Here is a 17520-nt window from a genome sequence, read left to right as displayed (position 1 = left end):
CCGCCGCTGGTCGCGGTGGCGCCGGCGGTGGCCTCGGCGACCGCGACCGTGCTGGAGGTCCGCGCGCACGACGCCCCCGGGCTGCTGCACCGGATCGGGCGGGCGCTGGACGGGGCGGGCGTCCGGGTGCGCACCGCGCACGTCTCCACGCTGGGAGCGGAGGCCGTCGACTCGTTCTACCTGACCGATCCGGCGGGGCGTCCGCTCACCGCGGGGCGGGCCGGGGAGGTGGTGGCGGCGGTCCGGGCGGCGCTGGGCTGAGGGGGCCGCCGTACGGGGGAGGGAGGTCTTCCGTACGGGGGTGGAGACCGTACCCGGGGCGGCCGGATACCCTGGGGGACGACGACCGTACTGATACCGATGCCGCAGAGGACCCGCGCCGACGTGTTCGACACTCTTTCCGATCGCCTCGCAGCGACGTTCAAGAACCTCCGGGGCAAGGGCCGCCTGAGCGAGGCGGACATCGACGCCACGGCCCGCGAGATCCGCATCGCGCTGCTGGAGGCGGACGTCGCGCTGCCGGTCGTCCGGGCCTTCATCAAGCAGGTCAAGGAGCGGGCGCTCGGCGTCGAGGTCTCCGGCGCGCTGAACCCGGCGCAGCAGATCATCAAGATCGTCAACGAGGAGCTCATCGCGATCCTCGGTGGCGAGACCCGCCGGGTGCGGTTCGCCAAGAGCGGCCCGACGGTCATCATGCTCGCCGGTCTGCAGGGTGCCGGTAAGACCACCCTCGCGGGCAAGCTCGGCCACTGGCTCAAGTCCCAGAAGCACACCCCGCTGCTGGTCGCCTGCGACCTCCAGCGGCCCAACGCGGTCAACCAGCTCCAGGTGGTCGCCGACCGCGCCGGCGTGGCCTTCTACGGCCCGCAGCCGGGCAACGGCGTCGGCGACCCGGTGCAGGTCGCCAAGGACTCGATCGAGTACGCCAAGCAGAAGCAGTACGACGTCGTCATCGTCGACACCGCCGGCCGCCTGGGCATCGACGCCGAGCTGATGCGGCAGGCCGCCGACATCCGCGCCGCGGTGAACCCGGACGAGGTCCTGTTCGTCGTCGACGCGATGATCGGCCAGGACGCGGTCACCACCGCGCAGGCCTTCCTCGACGGCGTCGACTTCACCGGTGTCGTGCTCTCCAAGCTCGACGGCGACGCCCGCGGTGGTGCCGCCCTGTCGGTCGCCCACGTCACCGGTCGGCAGATCATGTTCGCCTCCAACGGCGAGAAGGTCGACGACTTCGACGCCTTCCACCCGGACCGGATGGCCTCGCGCATCCTGGGCATGGGCGACGTCCTCTCGCTGATCGAGAAGGCCGAGCAGACCTTCTCGCAGGAGGAGGCCGAGAAGATCGCCGCCAAGCTGCGCGGCGGTCCGAAGGCCTTCACCCTGGACGACTTCCTGTCCCAGCTGGAGCAGGTCCAGAAGATGGGCTCGATCTCCAAGCTGCTCGGCATGCTGCCCGGCATGGGCCAGATCCGCGAGCAGATCAACAACATCGACGACAAGGACGTCAACCGGGTCGGCGCGATCATCAAGTCGATGACCCCGACCGAGCGCGCCGAGCCGGAGCTGATCAACGGCTCCCGCCGGGCCCGCATCGCCAAGGGCTCGGGCGTCCAGGTCGGCGAGGTCAAGAACCTGGTCGAGCGGTTCTTCGACGCCCGCAAGATGATGTCCGCGATGGCCTCCGGCAAGGGCATGCCCGGCATGCCGGGGATCCCGGGCATGGGCGGCGGCGCGAAGAAGTCCGGTAAGAAGGCCCCGCAGGCCAAGGGCAAGCGCAAGAGCGGCAACCCGCTGAAGCGGGCGCAGGAGGAGGCCGCGGCCGCCGAGCGCCGCGCGCTCGGTCCGGGCGGCGGCCAGGGCCCGGCCGACGGCGGTGCGTTCGGCCTCGGCGCGGGCAAGGGCCCGGCCGACTTCGAACTGCCCAAGGAGTTCAAGGACATGCTGTAGGCCTCGGCCCGGCCGTCCTGTTCGGCCCGCCGTCCGGTGCACTCCGGGCGGCGGGCCGTTCGCGTGTCCGTGGCCGTTCGCGTGGCCGGGCCCGGGGCGGTACCCGGGTGCCTTGCCGTGTTCGAGGACGGCGTGCCGCCGCCGTGTCCGATGATGTCGGCATGCGAGTGACGATCAGGGCCCCGAGGGCCGAGGACGAGGTTGCGTACGCGGAGGCGGTCCGACGGTCCGCCGAGCACATCGGGCGGTGGAACCCGGTCGAGCCGGACGGCCTGCCGGAACTGCTGGGGCGCCAGGGGGCGGGCCTGCGCACGTTCCTGGTCGTCGACCGGGACACCGGCGGGCTGGTCGGCAAGGTGAACGTCGCCAACATCGTGATGGGCCGGTTCTGCAACGCCTCGCTGGGTTACGACTCGTACCTGCCGTTCGCCGGCACCGGGCGGATGACCGAGGGCCTGCGGCTGGTCCTGGACCGCTGCTTCGCCCCGCAGTCGGCCGACGGACTGGGCCTGCACCGGCTGGAGATCAACGTGCAGCCGGAGAACGGGCGCTCGATCGCGCTGGCCAAGCGGCTGGGCTTCCGGCACGAGGGCTTCACCCCGCGGATGCTGTTCCTGCAGGGGGACTGGCGCGACCACGAGCGGTTCGCGCTGACCGCGGAGGAGTGGCCGGGCTCCGCCGGGTAGCTTCCGACGGGACGTCATCACCGCTGGTCGGAGGCCTGGTCGGGGACTTGGTCGCGGGCCCGCTCGGGGGGTCTGGTCGCGGGCCTGGTTGCGGGGCCTGGGCGCGGCCGTACGGCCGGTCGGGCGCGGCGTTGCGGTTGGCCCGTCCGAGCGCCCGTCCGTATTGTCCGGTGGGTGACCGAACCCGTGCCGCCGCGCCAGACCCCCGACCAGCCCTGGCGGTCCGAGGGCGCCCCGCCCCCGTCGCCGCCCCGCCGCCGGATGCCCGGCGGCTGGGCGGGCCTCGTCCTCACCGCACTCGTGGTGTTCCTGATCTCCGACCTGCTGCTGTCGTTCTTCGGCAACGAGGGCGCCACCACGATCTCCTACACCGAGTTCAACAACCAGCTGAACAAGGGCAACATCACCAAGATCTACTCCAAGGGCGACGCGATCGAGGGCACCCTCAAGAGCGCCCAGCCCAAACCCGACGGCGGCAAGGGCGACTACACGGAGTTCGACACCCAGCGCCCCTCCTTCGCGGGCGACAACCTGTGGGCCACCCTGCAGCAGCAGGGCGTCGAGGTCACCGCCACCTCGCCGGTCCAGCAGCGCAGCTTCCTCACCAACCTGCTGCTCTCGCTCGCCCCGATGCTGCTGCTGATCTTCATCTGGGTGCTGCTCGCCCGCCGGATGGCCGGCGGACTCGGCGGCGGGCCGCTCGGCCGCAAGGCCCCGCCCAAGCCGGTCACCGCCGACCAGGGCAAGCGCACCACCTTCGCCGACGTGGCCGGCATCGACGAGGTCGAGGCCGAACTCACCGAAGTGGTCGACTACTTGAAGAACCCCGAGCGCTACCGCAGGCTCGGCGCCAAGATGCCGCGCGGGGTACTGCTCAGCGGCCCGCCCGGGACGGGCAAGACCCTGCTGGCCCGGGCCGTGGCGGGCGAGGCCGACGTGCCGTTCTTCTCCGCCTCCGCCTCCGAGTTCATCGAGATGATCGTCGGCGTCGGCGCCAGCCGGGTCCGCGAACTCTTCGCCGAGGCCCGCAAGGTCGCCCCGGCGATCATCTTCATCGACGAGATCGACACCATCGGCCGCCAGCGCGGCGCCGGCGGCGGCATGGGCGGGCACGACGAGCGCGAGCAGACGCTCAACCAGATCCTCACCGAGATGGACGGCTTCACCGGCTCCGAGGGCGTCATCGTGATCGCCGCGACCAACCGGGCCGACGTGCTCGACCCGGCGCTGCTGCGCCCCGGCCGCTTCGACCGCCGGATCACCGTCAGCCCGCCGGACCGGGAGGGGCGCGCGGCGATCCTGCGCATCCACACCCGGACCGTCCCGCTGGCCGGCGACACCGACCTCACCCAACTGGCCAAGGTCACCCCCGGGATGACCGGCGCCGAACTCGCCAACCTGGTCAACGAGGCCGCCCTGCTGGCCGTCAAGCGGGAGCAGGACGCGGTCAACGAGCGGGACCTCTCGGACGCCCTGGAGAAGGTCCAACTGGGCGCCGTACGGCCGCTGGTGATGCCGCAGGAGGAGCGCGAGCGGACGGCGTACCACGAGAGCGGGCACGCGCTGCTGGGCATGCTCCAGCCGGGCGCGGACCCGGTCCGCAAGATCACCATCGTGCCGCGCGGCCGGGCCCTCGGCGTCACCCTCTCCACCCCGGAGAACGACCGCTACTCGTACACCGAGCCCTACCTGCGCGGCCGGATCATCGGCGCGCTCGGCGGGATGGCGGCCGAGCAGGTGGTCTACGGAGTGATCACCACCGGCGCGGAGAGCGACCTGGAGCAGGTCACCAACATCGCCCGCGGGATGGCCGGGCGCTGGGGGATGAGCGAGCGGGTCGGACGGCTCACCGCCGTGCCCGCGGACGCGCAGGGCGCGTACGGGCTCTCGGCGGCGCCCACCACGCTGGACGCGGTGGACGAGGAGGCCCGGCGGATCGTCGCCGAGTGCTACGAGGACGCGGTGCGCATCCTGACCGAGCAGCGGCCCCGGCTGGACGCGCTGGCGGCGGCACTGCTGGAGGCGGAGACGCTGGACGAGGAGGCGGCCTACCGGGCGGCGGGGGTGCCGCGGAAGACCTCCGACGAGGAGGCGTGAACCGGTAGCCGGGGGCGCTCGCCGTGATGGCGGGCGCCCCCGGTTTCGGTGTGCCGGCGGAGCCGTCCCGCGCGGGGTTCCCGTCGTGGATCAGCGGGGCCGCTCGGGGTTCCCGTCGTGGATCAGCGGGGCCGCTCGGGGTTCCCGTCGCGGCTCAGCGGGGCCGCTCGGCGACCAGGTAGCGGAAGAGGTTCTCCATCCGGACCGAGCCGTCCGGGCGCAGGTACGGCTGCAGCACCTCCTCCAGCTCCTTGGCCACCAGCGCGCCGCCGGAGAACTCCTCGGCCGCCTCGAACAGCCCGGTGGAGAGCAGCCCGCGCACCGCGCTGTCGAGGTCCGGGTAGGCGAACGGGCAGCTCACCCGGCCGCTGCCGGCCGGGCGCAGGCCGCCCGGGACGAGCAGATCCTCCAGCGCACCCGGCGCGCTCAGTTCGAACGGGTCGCGCGCGGTGGTCCGCCCAGCCATCCGGCGGGCCACGTCCAGCACCGGGGCGCTCTCGCAGCGCTCCGGCGGCCCCCAGGCGGCCAGCACCACGTGCCCGCCCGGGAGGGTCAGCCGGGCGGCCTCGGCGACCACCCGGCCGGGCTCGGCGGCGCCGGGCAGCTGGTCGAAGACCGTTACCAGCGAATGGGCCGAGCGGGGGACAGCGGCGGCCGGCCGGGCCCCCGCGCACACCCGCAGCCGGCGGTCCCGGGCCAGTTCGCGCAGCTCGTCCCGCGGCTCCTGCCCGGCGACCTGGGCGCCCCGCCCGGCGGCGAGCAGCAGGGCCAGTCCGGACCGGCAGCCCAGTCCCAGCACGCTGCTCGCCGGGCCGACCTCCAGACGGTCGTACACCGCCTCGTAGAGCGGTACCAGCATGCGTTCCTGGATCTCCGCCCAGTCGCGCGCCCGCGCGGGCCCGGCGGCCCCCTGCTGCGGGTGGTGCGGTCGTGCGCCCGTCGGTCGTGCGGTTGTGCCGGTCGTCCGAGCTGAAGCCATCGCGGCCTCCCATCCGGTCCTTCGGTGTGCTGCTATGGCTCCCCCAAAGTCCCGCCCCACTCCAGCGAACAGCGGGTCGGGCCCGGCGTCCAGAGGGGTGCAGGGTGGTGCGCGCGTGTCGCGGTCGTGCGCCCCCCTGCGGGCGGCGTCCCACGGCTGCGGGTGTCCTCCCCCTGCCGCGGGTGTGATGGCGATTCGAAGTGAGGGGGCCGATCCCCGTACCATTCCGCCCATGGCTAAGGCACCCGTTCTCACCCCTCAGGCGGAAGACTTCCCGCGCTGGTACCAGGACCTCATCAACAAGGCCGAGCTGGCCGACAACGGTCCGGTGCGCGGCACCATGGTCATCCGACCGTACGGCTACGGCCTGTGGGAGCGGATGCAGCAGGAGATGGACGCGCGCATCAAGAAGGCGGGCGCGCAGAACGCCTACTTCCCGATGTTCATCCCGCAGTCGTACCTGACCAAGGAAGCCGAGCACGTCGAGGGCTTCGCGCCCGAACTCGCGGTGGTCACCCACGGCGGCGGCAAGCAGCTGGAGGAGCCGGTCGTCGTCCGGCCCACCTCCGAGACCATCATCAACGAGTACTTCTCCAAGTGGGTGCAGAGCCACCGGGACCTGCCCCTGCTGATCAACCAGTGGGCCAACGTGGTCCGTTGGGAGCTCCGCCCGCGCGTCTTCCTGCGCACCACCGAGTTCCTCTGGCAGGAGGGCCACACCGCCCACGCCACCTACGAGGACGCCCGTGCGTACGCGTCGATGATCCACACCCAGGTCTACGGCGACTTCATGACCAACGTGCTCGGCATCGACGTCGTGCTCGGCCGCAAGACCGCCAAGGAGCGCTTCGCCGGCGCCATCAACACCCTCACCCTCGAGGGCATGATGGGCGACGGCAAGGCGCTGCAGCTGGGCACCAGCCACGAGCTGGGCCAGAACTTCGCCAAGGCGTTCAACACCACCTACCAGCTGCAGGGCGCCGAGCGCGAGTACGTCTGGCAGACCTCCTGGGGCGTCTCGACCCGTATGGTCGGCGGCCTGATCATGTCCCACGGCGACGACAACGGCCTGCGGGTGCCCCCGCGCCTGGCCGCCGTCCAGGCCGTGGTGCTGGCCATCAAGGGCGACGACGCGGTCATCGCCAAGGTCCGCGAGATCGGCGCCCAGCTGGAGGCCGCCGGCATCCGGATCGTGGTCGACGACCGCACCGACACCCCGTTCGGCCGCCGCGCCGTCGACTGGGAGCTCAAGGGCGTTCCGCTGCGCATCGAGGTCGGTCCGCGCGACCTGGAGAACGGCACCGCGATGCTGGCCCGCCGCATCCCCGGCGGCAAGGAGCCGGTCTCCATCGACGCCCTGGCCGCCCTGCTGCCGGGCATCCTGGAGGAGGACCAGGCGCTGCTGCTGCGCCAGTCCCGCGAGCGCCGCGAGGCCCGCACCGTCGACGTCAAGACCCTCGACGAGGCCGTCGAGGCCGCCGCGACCGGCTGGGGCCGGATCTCCTGGGCCGACCTCGGTCCGGAGGGCGAGGCCAAGCTGTCCGAGCAGGGCGTCACGGTGCGCTGCATCATCGCGGCCGACGGCTCGGTGCCGCAGACGGACGACCAGGACGGCAATATCGCGATCGTCTCGCGCGCGTACTGACCGTACTGATGTGCGGACCGGCACGCACTGCTACGCGTACTGTCGCGCATACTGATGCCCGTACTGATGACGGCCGTCGGCAGCTAATGACCGTTACCGGCGACATTTGCCCGGAATGCGGATGGGTAAGAATCCGGTAACTCTGCCGGAGGAGCCCGAGTGGGCTACATCCCTACTGGCCGGTCAACTGCCGGTATTAACGGAATAGCGGTACGGTGTACGGCCCGTGGCCCTGTCAACTTCGGCGGGTCCACGGGCCGTACGTCCTGGGGGCGACAGCCCGCCTCCTGGGTGGAATTCACGAGGCCCGCCGACGTTGCGACGGGCCGAAACCGGCAGGGGGTTGGTCTTGCGTCAGATCCGGAACGCGCAATTCGCGCGCAGTCGCGCATTCCTGGGAGTTCCCTGGGAATTCCCGGAGAACGGGAACATGCGGAACATCGGCCAACTCTGCATCGTTGGTCTAGCGTGAGCACGACACAGCCCCTCGTCCTCGCGGCCGAACTGGCCGCCGCCTGGAGTGACATCCAGGCCTACCACCAGGACCTTCCCGATCTGGCCTCTCCCGAGGCGCTGATCGGCGAGTCCTCCTCGGCCTGTGGCACGCGGCTCGGTTTCGAGCGGCTCCTCCACGAGGCTGCCCACGGTCTGGCCGCGGCCCGGGACATCCGGGACACCTCGCGCGCCGGCCGCTACCACAACCGGCGCTTCCTGATGCTCGCCTCCGAGCTGGGCCTGGCGCACCCGGTCGAACCGCACGCCAGTAGCGGCTTCTCCCAGGTGACCATGCTCAAGGAGACGCAGGAGCGGTACGCCGAGACCATCGAGCGCCTGGACCGCGCCCTCGGTGCGCACCAGGAAGCGGTGGCCGGCGACGGCACCAACCGCGCCTTCCGCGGCCCGGCCGCCCGGCACGGCTCCTCCGGGGGCGGCGTCCGGGTCAAGGCGGTCTGCGGCTGCGGTCGCAACGTCCGGGTGGTGCCGTCGGTGCTCGCCCAGGCGTCCATCGTCTGCGGTGCGTGCCAGCAACCGTTCAAGATCGCATAACCCGGAGCCGGGACCGGTCGGCGACTGTGCGGGCAGTCGGCGCGGCCGGGGTGATCGGCGACGGTGACATCGGTGACATCGGTGAGTCTGTGGGCTGACCGGGAGCGGGGGCTCCCGGTCGAGCCCTGAGCCGTCCACCCGCGGCGCCTGTCCTGGCGCCGTTCGCCGGGCGCTGTCTGCCGGGCGCTGTCCGCTGGATGCCGTTCGCGAGGCGCTCCGCCGGGTGCCGTTCGCCGGGCGCTGTCTGCCGGGCGTGGCCCTGTCCGCCGGGCATCGGCGGGTGCCGGCCGCGACGGCCGGGTGAAGACCCTTCGCGCCGGTATGGCAGAATGGACAGCTGAGTACTCGGCAGCCGAGCAGGACCCCTCTCTCCTACGGCTGGCGTGTCCCTTGAACGGCCCGCCCCGCAACCCCACGCGGACGGCAGGGCCGCTCACCCACGTCAACACCAGGAGAACCCACTCCCGTGGCAGTCAAGATCAAGCTCAAGCGTCTCGGCAAGATTCGCTCCCCGCACTACCGCATCGTCGTCGCCGACGCCCGCACCAAGCGTGACGGTCGCGCGATCGAGGAGATCGGCATCTACCAGCCGACCTACAACCCCTCGAAGATCGAGGTCGACGGCGACCGCGCCCAGTACTGGCTGTCCGTCGGCGCCCAGCCGACCGAGCCGGTCCTCGCCATCCTCAAGCTGACCGGCGACTGGCAGAAGTTCAAGGGCCTGCCGGCTCCGGAGCCGCTGAAGGTCGCCGAGCCCAAGGTCGAGGACTTCTCGCACCTGTTCGCGAAGGCCGTCGCCGGCTTCGAGGACGCCACCACCGGTGTCGCCATCACCCCGAAGGCCAAGAAGTCGGACAAGGCCGAGGCTGAGGCCGACGCCGCCGCCGAGGCCTGATCGTGATCGAGGACGCCCTCGACCATTTGGTGAAGGGCATCGTCGAGCACCCCGACGAGGTGCAGGTGCGCTCGCGCAACCTGCGTCGGGGTAACACCATCGAGGTGCGGGTGCACCCCGATGACCTCGGCAAGGTGATCGGCCGGGGCGGCCGCACGGCGCGCGCACTGCGCACCGTGGTCGGCGCCCTCGGCGGTCGCAACGTCCGGGTCGACCTGGTCGACGTGGACAGCATTCGCTGACGCTGCTGCTCGTTCAGCCGTCAGGCTTGAGGCCGACCGGGACGCATGTCGTCCCGGTCGGCCTTTTTCGCATCCGCGGCCCGGTCGGTAGGCCTGCACCCGTCGGCTCCGGCCGCGTGCGTCCCGTCCGTCCCCGCCCATCTGTCTTTGCCTTCTCGCTCAGCAACCCCAGGAGAACGATCACCGTGCAGCTCGTCGTCGGCAGGATCGGCCGCGCCCACGGCATCAGGGGGGACGTCAGTGTCGAGGTCCGCACCGACGAGCCGGAACTCCGGCTCGGCCCCGGTGCCGTCCTGCTCACCGACCCGGCCTCGGCCGGGCCCCTGACCATCGAGTCCGGCCGGGTGCACAGCGGCCGACTGCTGCTGCGCTTCGCCGGCGTCAAGGACCGCAACGCGGCCGAGGCGCTGCGGGGCACCCTGCTCATCTCCGAGGTCGACCCGGAGGAGCGCCCGGACGACCCGGAGGAGTACTACGACCACCAGCTGGTCGGCCTCGACGTGGTGCTGGTCGACGGCACCCGGGTCGGCGAGCTGACCGAGGTCCTCCACCTGCCGTACCAGGACCTGCTCATGGTGGAGAAGGCCGACGGCACGGAGGTGCTGGTGCCCTTCGTCAGCCAGATCGTGCCGACCATCGACCTGGAGAACCAGCGGGCCGTGATCACCCCGCCGCCCGGGCTGATCGACCTCGGGGAGGCCGACGTCGCCGGCGGCGCTTCGGAGGAGCCGGAGGAGTCGGAGTGAGTGTCGAGCAGACTCCCCGGGACGCCGTCCAGGATTCAGCCCAGGAGGCCGACCGGGACGCTGTTCGGGCTGCTCAGGGAGTTCAGGGCGCTCAGTCGGGGATGCGGATCGACGTCGTCTCGATCTTCCCCGAGTACCTGGAACCACTGAACATCTCGCTGGTCGGCAAGGCCCGGGCCCGCGGCCAGCTGGACGTGCACCTCCACGACCTGCGGGAATGGACCCACGACGTGCACCGCACGGTCGACGACAGCCCGTACGGCGGCGGCCCCGGCATGGTGATGAAGCCCGAGCCGTGGGGCGAGGCGCTGGACGCGGTGGTGGCTGGCGGGCCCGCGGGCGAGGTGCCCACGCTGGTCGTGCCGACCCCGAGCGGGCGCCCGTTCACCCAGGAGCTGGCCCAGGAACTGGCGGGCCGCCCCTGGCTGGCGTTCACCCCCGCGCGGTACGAGGGCATCGACCGCCGGGTCATCGAGGAAGCGGCCACCCGCATGCCGGTGGTCGAGGCCTCGATCGGCGACTACGTGCTGGCCGGCGGCGAGGTCGCGGTGCTGGTGATGGTCGAGGCCATCGCCCGGCTGCTGCCCGGCGTGCTCGGCAACGCCGAGTCCCACCGGGACGACTCCTTCGCCCCCGGTGCGATGGCCGACCTGCTGGAGGGCCCGGTCTACACCAAGCCCGCCGAGTGGCGCGGCCGGACCGTGCCGGACGTGCTGCTCAGCGGCAACCACGGCAAGATCGCCCGGTGGCGGCGGGAGCAGGCCTTCGCCCGCACCCTGGCCAACCGGCCCGACCTGGTCGGGCGCTGGCAGGCCGGCGCCTTCGACAAGAAGGACCGGGCCGCGCTCAGCGTCCTGGGCCTGGCCTGGGACGAGGAGCTGGGCCGATTTCGGTCCGCACCCGGTGATGTGGAAGAATAGGCCGCTGCTGTCTGTCGCTGGTTCCCTTCCGTAGGGAACACATGGACCGGCGCCCTCGCCACGGGGGGATCGCCGCCAGCCGATGCGGCCCGCAGCTCACCCCATTGTGACGAACTTCCGTAGGCGGCCCGTGGCGCCTGCGATGGAGAGCAACATGAGCAACAAGCTCGCTGCTGTCGACGCGGCCTCGCTGCGCACCGACATCCCGGCCTTCCGCGCCGGTGACACCCTGAAGGTTCACGTCCGGGTCATCGAGGGCAACCGCTCCCGTGTCCAGGTCTTCCAGGGCGTCGTCATCCGTCGCCACGGCGCCGGCGTCGGTGAGACCTTCACCGTCCGCAAGGTCAGCTTCAACGTCGGCGTGGAGCGCACCTTCCCGGTGCACACCCCGGTCGTCGAGAAGATCGAGGTCGTGACCCGCGGTGCGGTTCGCCGCGCCAAGCTGTACTACCTGCGTGACCTCCGCGGCAAGGCCGCGAAGATCAAGGAGAAGCGCGACCGCTGATCCACGGACCCCCGGCCGCGCCGGGGGACCGGATCGCTCCGAGGGGCCGGGCTGCCGCAAGGTAAGCTCAGCGCCCGATGAGCACGCACGAACCACCCGCGGACCGCGACAGCAGTCCCGCACCCACCGGTGCGGACTCGCTGTCGCGGTCCGCGGTCGTTTCTGTGCCGGGGGCGGGAACGGGGGCGGGGGCGGTGCCGGGGGCGGTGCCGGTTCCGGCCGGCGATGCGGGCCAGAGCCGGGGCTTCGACCAGGGCCGGGGCTTCGACCAGGGCTCGGGCAGTGGCCAGGGCGACGCCGAGAGCGGTGCCGACAGCAGCGGCCAGGACCCGGGCCAGGGCCGGGCCGAGACGGCGCATGCGGGCGAGGACGCGGCCGACGGCGAGGCCGACGAGGAGGCCGACGACGAGGAACCCGGGCGACCGCGTTCGTGGGACCTGCTGTTGTTGGTCGGCATCTGCCTGGCGGCCCTGCTCCTGGTGAACGCGTTCGTGGCCCGTCCGTTCACGGTGCCCTCCGGCTCGATGGAGAACACCCTGCGGCCCGGCGACCGGTTGATCGCCAACCAACTCGCCTACGCCTTCGGTAGCCACCCCCAGCGGGGCGACGTCGTGGTCTTCGACGGGACGGGCTCCTTCCTCCCCGAGTCGGCCGAGCCGCCGGGGTTCTGGGACAGTCTGCGCTCGGCCGGCCGGGACCTCGGGCTGGCCCCGGCCGGGGACACGGTCTACGTCAAACGCGTGATCGGCGTCGCCGGGGACCGGGTGCGGAGCACCGGTCCGGGTGCCCCGCTCACCGTCAACGGCGTGCCAGTGGAGGAGACCGCCTACCTGGACCCGGGCGACCAGCCGTCCGACGTGCCCTTCGACATCCTGGTGCCGCGCGGCAAGCTGTTCGTGCTGGGCGACCACCGCAGCGCCTCCCGGGACTCGCGCGACCACCTCGGCGAGCCCGGCGGGGGCTTCGTGCCCGAGGACAGAGTGATCGGCCGGGCCGACTGGGTGATCTACCCGTTCTCGCGCCTGACCAGCCTGGACCGGCCCGCGGCCTTCGCCGCGATCGGGGGGACGGACGGTCATGGGGAGCAGGGGTAGGGGGCGGGTCGCCGACCGCCCGGCCCCGGAGCCGGGCGGGGGCGAGGCTGCCCACGCCGGGGCCGACCCGGCCGTACCGGTCCGCGGCCGCGCCGATCGACGCCGTAGCGCCCGACGCGCGGCGCGTCGGCGCAAGCGTTCGCTGCTGCGCGAGTTCCCGCTGATCATCCTGGTGGCCCTGTTGGTGGCGCTGGTGATGAAGACCTTCCTGATCCAGGTGTTCGTGATCCCCTCGGGCTCGATGGAGCAGACCATCCAGGTCGGGGACCGGGTGCTGGTGGACAAGTTGACCCCCTGGTTCGGCAGTGAGCCGCAGCGCGGCGACGTGGTGGTGTTCAAGGACCCGGGCGGCTGGCTGGAGAACGATCGCAAGCCGTCCGACGACGGTCCGGTACTGGGCCCGGCCAAGCAGGTGCTGACCTTCGTCGGACTGCTGCCGTCCGACAACGAGCAGGACCTGATCAAGCGCGTGATCGGTGTCGGCGGGGACACCGTCGAGTGCTGTGACGCGCAGGGGCGGCTCAGCGTCAACGGCCACCCGGTGGAGGAGCCGTACCTCGCGGCGGGCAACCCGCCGTCGCGGCAGCCGTTCAAGGTGACGGTGCCGAAGGGGCGGCTGTGGGTGATGGGGGACCACCGCGACGTCTCCGCCGACTCCCGCTTCCACATGGGCAATCCGGGCCAGGGCACCGTCCCGCTGACCGATGTGGTCGGTCGCGCCTTCGTGATCGCCTGGCCACTGGGCCGCTTCCATCAACTCGATGAACCGGGTTCACTCTCCGCTCTTGCCGCGACCCCGGAGGTCGCCAGAACTGCGCCGGAATCGATGGGCGTTGGGCCGGTTCCCATGGAACCTCCGCTCGTTATGGGTGTGTTGGGCATCCTTCCGCTCGTCGTTCGCCGGTCGAGGCGGCCTCCGGAGTGAGCCGCCGCGGTCCCTGAACGGACGGACAGTGCGTGTGGAACCGCGAGCCGGATGCCTTGGAGTGATAGAGAAGTGCAGGTGCGGCCGGGAGCGGTTCCGGCCGTGTGCCGAGGTCGTGTTGGTGTCAGGGGAGTCCACTGTGGGCAACCCTGATGCGTTCATGGTCGTGGTGAGCGTGGTGCCCGCTGTGCGGCACTCTGAGCGCGGGCGCGCAGGCGTCCGCACAGCAGGGAGGAGACGTTGTGGGGGATTTGGTGATCGGTGCCCGCTCAGGTGCCGGGGAACCCGAGGGCCCGGGCGGACGGGTGAGCCGGTCCGCCGAGTCCTCGGCGCCCTCCGCCGCGGTCGAGGACACGGCGGCCCAGACCGCAGATGAGAACGGCACCGGGTCGGACGGCCCCGCGGAGCCCCCGCGGCCGGAGAGCGGGTCGGCGGACGAGTCGGAGTCGGAGGCGCCGGCCAAGCCGCGCAAGCAGCGCTCCTTCCTGAAGGAGTTGCCGATCCTGATCGGCATCGCGCTGATCCTCGCGCTGGTGATCAAGACCTTCTTCGTCCAGGCGTTCTCCATTCCGTCCGAGTCGATGCAGAACACGCTGCAGGTCGGCGACCGCGTCCTGGTGGACAAGCTGACCCCCTGGTTCGGATCCGAGCCCGAGCGCGGAGACGTGGTGGTGTTCCACGACCCGGGCGGCTGGCTCAACGACGAGCCGACCCAGCAGAGCAGCAACTCCTTCGTCCGCGGGGTGCAGGACGTGCTCAGCTTCGTCGGGCTGATGCCCTCCGCCAACGAGAAGGACCTGATCAAGCGGGTCATCGCGGTCGGCGGTGACACCGTCGAGTGCAAGGACGACGGGCCGGTCAAGGTCAACGGTGTCGCGCTCAACGAGCCGTACATCTACCCGGGCAACACCCCTTGCGGGACGCAGCCCTTCGGCCCGGTGAAGGTGCCCAACGGCCGGATCTGGGTGATGGGCGACCACCGCGCCGACTCGCTCGACTCCCGTTTCCACATGGACCAGCCGGGCGGTGGCACCGTGCCGGTGGACAACGTGATCGGGCGCGCCTTCGTGGTGGCCTGGCCGGTCAGCCACTGGTCCACGCTCCCGGTGCCGGACACCTTCGACCAGAAGGGTCTGGCGGCGGCCTTGCCGGTCGCGCCCCCCGTGGCCGGTGCGGTGGGGGCTGTCGTCCTGCTTCCGCTGGTGCGCCGGGTGCGGGCCCGGACGGAGCACCGGAAGGAGTCCTGAGCTCTACCAGCTCCTCCCCGACCCTTGCGCGGGCCGTGGTACCGACGAGTAATCTGCTCGGACGTGCCACGGCCCGTCGGCGTTCGCGTCCGAGCCACCGGCGTGCCAGTGGTGTTCTCCGGTCGGCCAGAGGTGGACGGTTTCGATGAGCAGTGTCGTGGAACAGTCGGCCGGCCAGCCGGACGCGCCCACCCGTCCCGGCCGTAGGCCCGCCGCGGTGCTGCAGGGCGTCGCGCTCGCGCTCGGGCTGCTGATGATGATCGGCGGTTTCGCCCTGATCGCGGTCGACTACCGGCCGTACAAGATCCCCACCGCCTCGATGCACCCGACGCTCCAGGTCGGCGACACCGTGCTCGCCCGCAAGGTCGACGGCGGCGCCATCGGCCGGGGCGACGTGGTGGTCTTCCGCGACCAGGCCTGGGGCGGGGAGCTCATGGTCAAGCGGGTCGTCGCGGTCGGCGGCGACACCGTCGCCACCACCGCGGACGACCACCGGCTGACGGTCAACGGACAACCGGTGGACGAGCCGTACCTCGCGACCCAGGGCCGCCAGGGCGAGTCGTTCAGCGTGACCGTGCCGCAGGGCCGGCTGTTCCTGCTCGGCGACAACCGGGTCGGCTCGCTCGACTCCCGCACCCATTTGGAGGTCGACGGCGGGACCGTCCCGGCCACCGCGGTCGAGGCCAGGGTCGAGGCCACTCTGCTGCCCTCCGGGCGGACCGGCCTGCTGCACCGGACCGCGGCCTTCGACGGTTTCGCGGGCCCGAGGGCCGCGGACCCGGGACCGCTGGAGCCGGCCGCCTACGCCAGCGTTGCGGGCGCGGCGCTGATCGTCGTGACCTCGGCGGTGGGCGGGGTCACGGGACTGGCGCGTCGGTTCCGCCGGGAGCGCAGCTCCTGAGCGCGGCCGTCGCGGGCCGGGCCGCTCTGCCGAACATCGCCCCGGACGGACGCGCCGGGTGGCAGGATCGGTAGCGCCATCGATGCGAACGGAAGGAGCGTGGAGCGCTGCCATGACTGCACAGCGTCGCAGGGCGGCGCGGATCCTGCTGCTGGACGGGCAGGACCGCATCCTCCTCTTCCGGGGGGCCGACCCCGCGGTCCCCGACGAGACGTGGTGGTTCACGCCCGGCGGCGGCTTGGAGCCGGGGGAGGACGTGCGGGAGGCCGCCGAGCGGGAGCTCGCGGAGGAGACCGGCTTGCGGGGTGTGGACCTGGGGCCCTTGGTGGCGTACGGCACGGTGTCGTTCTCCTTTCAGGGACAGCGCTACGAGCAGGAGCAGTGGTTCCACCTGGCCCGGACCGCGGAGACGGATCTGGACCACTCGGGCATGGGCGAGGACGAACACGCCCAGCTGCTCGCGGCGCGCTGGTGGACGGTCGAGGAACTGCGGGGGACCGCCGACACGGTCTATCCGGTCGGGCTGGCGGGCTTCCTGGGACGACTGCTGGCAGAGGGCCCGCCGGTCGATCCGGTACGGCTCTGAGCGTGGGTGCGGTGGTCCACAATGGGTGGACGTGACAAGTTGAGGGGACGCCTGGATGAGTGCCGAAGATCTCGAGAAGTACGAGACCGAGATGGAGCTCAAGCTCTACCGGGAGTACCGGGACGTCGTCGGCCTGTTCAAGTACGTGATCGAGACCGAGCGACGTTTCTACCTCACCAACGACTACGAGCTGCAGGTGCACTCGGTCCAGGGCGAGGTGTTCTTCGAGGTGTCGATGGCGGATGCGTGGGTCTGGGACATGTACCGGCCGGCCCGGTTCGTCCGTAAGGTCCGGGTGCTGACCTTCAAGGACGTGAACATCGAGGAACTCGCGAAGAGCGATCTGGAGCTGCCCTCGGACGAGTCCGGCTTCGGGAACTGACGTTGGACGACTCCGTCCCGCGTTGTCCAGCCGAATTTCGCGTGACGAGGGCTTCTCACTCCTGCGGGTGACAGGAGTTGTCCCCAGGCCCGGGTTATCCACAGGCAACCGGTAATTCCCGGCTTCGGCTTGCGCGGTGGTGCAGCCTCCTCGGCGGAGGTGGTCACCATGCAGAACACCATCGTGCAGGACCAGGCCGTACCGAACGCGGCCGAGAACGAGGCGGACGACCGGGCGGACCAGGACCGCACCACCAGGAGCGGGCTCGGCCGCTACGGGGAGCGGGTCGCCGCCCGTCACCTCGCGGAGGCCGGGCTCCGCATCCTCGACCGCAACTGGCGCTGCGTCGAGGGCGAGCTGGACATCGTCGCCCTGGACGGCGACACCGTCGCGGTCTGCGAGGTGAAGACCCGCTCCGAGCGGGGCTTCCAGCAGCCCAGCGAGGCCATCGACCGGGTCAAGGCCGCCCGGCTGCAGCGGCTGGCGGAGCGCTGGCTGGCCGAACGCTGGCCCGGGCACTTCGCCCGGCTGGCCGGGCCCGGGTACGACCCCGGGCCGTCCGATCCGCAGTGGCCGCCCGCCCCACCGGGCGGGGTGCGGATCGACCTGGTCGCCGTGGTCAACCGGGCGCGGGGTGCGGCCCTGGTCGACCACCTGCGGGGGGTGCTCTGAG

19 protein-coding genes are annotated in these 17520 nt (G+C 71.8%); 18 read left to right on the top strand and 1 reads right to left on the bottom strand.

Translation table 11 applies throughout. The features are described 5' to 3' along the window. From BG452_RS27700 to ftsH, 4 genes are all read left to right on the top strand, one after another. Positions 1-261 (top strand): ACT domain-containing protein (locus BG452_RS27700; protein ID WP_188307079.1); only part of this gene is annotated, 261 nt, incomplete at its 5' end. A 123-nt stretch (positions 262-384) separates the two neighbouring features. Beyond that, positions 385-1950, top strand: a complete 1566-nt coding sequence (gene ffh, locus BG452_RS27695; protein WP_188307085.1) for a signal recognition particle protein — start codon at positions 385-387, stop codon at positions 1948-1950. Between the two features lie 161 nt (positions 1951-2111). Next, entirely contained in the window at positions 2112-2636 is a 525-nt protein-coding gene (locus BG452_RS27690) for a GNAT family N-acetyltransferase (RefSeq protein ID WP_188307078.1), read from the top strand. 174 nt (positions 2637-2810) lie between these two features. Continuing rightward, positions 2811-4733, top strand: coding sequence for an ATP-dependent zinc metalloprotease FtsH (ftsH, locus tag BG452_RS27685; RefSeq protein ID WP_188307077.1), 1923 nt, complete (start codon positions 2811-2813; stop codon positions 4731-4733). A 154-nt stretch (positions 4734-4887) separates the two neighbouring features. Here the strand turns inward: ftsH and BG452_RS27680 are convergent, their stop codons facing one another. Further along, complete coding sequence (locus tag BG452_RS27680; RefSeq protein ID WP_411293031.1) at positions 4888-5712, bottom strand: class I SAM-dependent methyltransferase; 825 nt, start codon at positions 5710-5712, stop codon at positions 4888-4890. 232 nt (positions 5713-5944) lie between these two features. On the opposite strand from BG452_RS27680, the gene proS reads away from it, so the two are divergent. From proS to BG452_RS27610, 14 genes are all read left to right on the top strand, one after another. Beyond that, on the top strand, positions 5945-7357 hold the full coding sequence (proS, locus tag BG452_RS27675) for a proline--tRNA ligase (RefSeq protein WP_188307075.1): 1413 nt from the start codon (positions 5945-5947) through the stop codon (positions 7355-7357). A gap of 468 nt (positions 7358-7825) precedes the next feature. After that, positions 7826-8404 carry a hypothetical protein gene (locus tag BG452_RS27670; RefSeq protein ID WP_188307074.1) on the top strand — a complete coding sequence of 193 codons (579 nt, stop codon included), beginning with the start codon at positions 7826-7828 and terminating at the stop codon, positions 8402-8404. A 466-nt stretch (positions 8405-8870) separates the two neighbouring features. Then, positions 8871-9299: a 30S ribosomal protein S16 gene (gene rpsP, locus BG452_RS27665; RefSeq protein WP_188307073.1), complete on the top strand. Its 429-nt coding sequence runs from the start codon at positions 8871-8873 to the stop codon at positions 9297-9299. A gap of 2 nt (positions 9300-9301) precedes the next feature. Beyond that, a complete protein-coding gene (locus BG452_RS27660; RefSeq protein WP_030306741.1) occupies positions 9302-9541 on the top strand; it encodes an RNA-binding protein in 240 nt (79 codons plus the stop codon). Positions 9542-9726: 185 nt separating this feature from the next. Beyond that, positions 9727-10287 carry a ribosome maturation factor RimM gene (gene rimM, locus BG452_RS27655; RefSeq protein ID WP_188307072.1) on the top strand — a complete coding sequence of 187 codons (561 nt, stop codon included), beginning with the start codon at positions 9727-9729 and terminating at the stop codon, positions 10285-10287. Positions 10288-10388: 101 nt separating this feature from the next. Beyond that, positions 10389-11207, top strand: a complete 819-nt coding sequence (trmD, locus tag BG452_RS27650) for a tRNA (guanosine(37)-N1)-methyltransferase TrmD (protein WP_188307084.1) — start codon at positions 10389-10391, stop codon at positions 11205-11207. Positions 11208-11361: 154 nt separating this feature from the next. Beyond that, entirely contained in the window at positions 11362-11712 is a 351-nt protein-coding gene (gene rplS, locus BG452_RS27645; protein WP_030243502.1) for a 50S ribosomal protein L19, read from the top strand. Positions 11713-11918: 206 nt separating this feature from the next. Further along, positions 11919-12806: a signal peptidase I gene (gene lepB, locus BG452_RS46025; RefSeq protein ID WP_317621256.1), complete on the top strand. Its 888-nt coding sequence runs from the start codon at positions 11919-11921 to the stop codon at positions 12804-12806. Further along, on the top strand, positions 12790-13731 hold the full coding sequence (gene lepB / locus BG452_RS27635; RefSeq protein ID WP_188307070.1) for a signal peptidase I: 942 nt from the start codon (positions 12790-12792) through the stop codon (positions 13729-13731). Before lepB (BG452_RS46025) ends, lepB (BG452_RS27635) begins: the two co-directional genes overlap by 17 nt. A 242-nt stretch (positions 13732-13973) precedes the next feature. After that, positions 13974-14978, top strand: coding sequence for a signal peptidase I (gene lepB, locus BG452_RS27630; RefSeq protein WP_188307069.1), 1005 nt, complete (start codon positions 13974-13976; stop codon positions 14976-14978). A gap of 145 nt (positions 14979-15123) precedes the next feature. Then, positions 15124-15879 (top strand): signal peptidase I, encoded by a 756-nt coding sequence (lepB, locus tag BG452_RS27625; RefSeq protein WP_188307068.1) that lies wholly within the window; start codon positions 15124-15126, stop codon positions 15877-15879. Between the two features lie 112 nt (positions 15880-15991). Then, entirely contained in the window at positions 15992-16465 is a 474-nt protein-coding gene (locus BG452_RS27620; RefSeq protein ID WP_188307067.1) for an NUDIX hydrolase, read from the top strand. Positions 16466-16520: 55 nt separating this feature from the next. Then, positions 16521-16847, top strand: coding sequence for a DUF2469 domain-containing protein (locus BG452_RS27615; protein WP_030056781.1), 327 nt, complete (start codon positions 16521-16523; stop codon positions 16845-16847). Between the two features lie 168 nt (positions 16848-17015). Then, a complete protein-coding gene (locus tag BG452_RS27610; protein ID WP_188307066.1) occupies positions 17016-17519 on the top strand; it encodes a YraN family protein in 504 nt (167 codons plus the stop codon). Position 17520 lies beyond the last annotated feature (1 nt).

The organism is Streptomyces sp. CBMA123, assembly GCF_014596465.1.
Classification (GTDB): Bacteria; Actinomycetota; Actinomycetes; order Streptomycetales; family Streptomycetaceae; genus Kitasatospora.
The sequence above is the reverse complement of the archived record's forward strand: the minus strand, read 5'-3'. Positions and strand labels throughout refer to the sequence as shown.